Consider the following 1975-nt stretch of genomic DNA (forward strand, 5'->3'; position numbering starts at 1 on the left):
GGTGCGATCGAGGCGGGGGCCGGTTGTCGGTAGCGGCGAGCGGTTCCAATTGGCGTCCATTCGCGTGATTCGCGGGCCTGCTTTCGGAACGGGGATGTGCCCGCTAATCACGCGAATGGTCGCGAATAGGCGAGTGCTGGTGCTGTCCTGTGGCGCCGGTACCTGCTTCGCCTCTTTGCCTTCGTGGACTCCGTGAGAAGCCGTCATCCTGCGAGCTTGCTTGCTCCTCCTGGGCCCGTGCCACGTGATTTTGAACGTTACCCGACACAAAAATACGAATTCACTAATGCCGAACGAAGCCGCGTTGATGGACAAATCGCAACTGCGCGACGCGCTGGTCCGAAGCATCAAAGGATTCTCGCTGTCTTACGAACAACATCAGCTTATTCATTCTTCTAGCTTCGGTTTACTCGTATCGCACATCAGAGCGAAGCGGAAACGGCTAACCATTGCATTGGTTGCCCTCTCTATGTTCTCCCTAATTCAAGGCGTTCACGGAGTGCTCGCGTACACCTCGTATGTGCCGTGGGCAGTCTGTTCCGTCGTCTGCGGCGTTTGGGCATTTCGACGCTACTCCAAGACGCGTTCGATGCTTGACGCATTTGACGCTTACTCAGCTGCTGGTGGTGATGTCCAAGTCAAACCGAGCACGCTGGCCGAAGAACTCAAGCTGGGTTTCGACCTAGCTTACGGGGACCATCAGGCAATTCGTGCCGGCAATCCTCGCGATGCCGCACGTGCCATTATTGCCCGACGCAAAGCCAACTCGCGAGCATTTGGTCTTGGTGCGGCGTTCATCTCCGTGATCGCGGTGGTGATTTGGGGGTTGTTTGGTGTTGGCTTTGCCGTTCTTATTTGGATTGGCTTTGCCGCGTCCTATGCACTGGATCGGTCCGTTGCGGCGCGGGCACAGTCATTGCTCGATCGCTATCCGCACGCAGGCCCTGACAACAGCGGGGAACAATGCGATGCAACGGAGCCGGGCTTGTAAGCTTTCTCAAATGGAAACTCAAACGTCCCGGCCCGCTGATCGCGGCCGTTCTTGCTGTCCGTGGATGCTCGGTCGATGGTCCAGGTCCGTGATGGATGCGCGGTCGATTGCCGGGCTTGCTGATCGTAGTTGGAATCTCCGTCTGCCCCTGTTCCTGCCGTCGCGAGAACTGGTCACAAATGTCGACCCCCACCTATCTTCCTACCTCCATGTTCCTACCTGTCCCTCGCGAGCAGATGGTAGGAAAATGGAGGTAGGAAAATGCACGCAGTGATTTGCAGGTGACGCGGTCATTTGTTGCTTGACTCCGTTCCGGTCGATATTCTGAGGTCGAGCCCGAGCGGCGGGGTTGGCAAGCCGCCCGTGAATTCGATCGCCTTGCAAGAACAAAGTGGTGCACCCGAGCGGCGGCAACGTCGCGTCGTGTTCACCAGATCCCGGGTCGCCGCCGGGTGACCACCAACGTTACCCGACTGGACTACGACCGCAAGACTCCTAATTGTAACGCGAATGGCAAATTCACAGTTACTCGATGCGCCGCCGAAGCTATTCGAAGATTTGCCCAGTATCCTCGATGCTAACAAATGCCTATTTGTGCTGGTTTCCAACGAAACGACCGTAAGGGGCGTGCGACGAAAGGACACCGCCTGTTACGAAGTTTCCGCTGGCGGGACGAACGTTCACGTCGCCCTGGAACGTCGACTCGGAAACCGTGCGATGTGGATTGCGGTTATCCCAAATCGGAAATCGATTTGGTGGCGCGACAGGCCATCGGAACAATTGGCTGAGCACGTCGCGTCAATTCTAATCGACAACGGTGCTTATGAACCTGTGTGATGCCAAGTATCTGTCGCGGCCATACTCGTACGTTATCCTATATCTACTACTCGATCCGAGCGACGGGTAACCAAGGGGTGAACCAAAGTTGCCGATCTGACGTTGTAGGAATGGCTCATCTTTAGCGGCAACTTGGTTACCCCAGAC

The 1975-nt window shown here is 56.4% G+C and carries 1 protein-coding gene; it reads left to right on the top strand.

All coding sequences use genetic code 11. From position 1 onward, the window contains the following. Positions 1 to 286 precede the first annotated feature (286 nt). Positions 287 to 991: a hypothetical protein gene (locus GE027_RS22455; RefSeq protein WP_153559470.1), complete on the top strand. Its 705-nt coding sequence runs from the start codon at positions 287 to 289 to the stop codon at positions 989 to 991. Positions 992 to 1975 lie beyond the last annotated feature (984 nt).

It is taken from the genome of Roseimaritima sediminicola (genome assembly GCF_009618275.1).
Taxonomy (GTDB): Bacteria; Planctomycetota; Planctomycetia; order Pirellulales; family Pirellulaceae; genus Roseimaritima; species Roseimaritima sediminicola.

Excerpts from the sequence above, each read along its gene's own strand:
- GE027_RS22455 (WP_153559470.1), top strand. The coding sequence starts at position 287 with ATGCCGAACGAAGCCGCGTTGATGGACAAATCGCAACTGCGCGACGCG.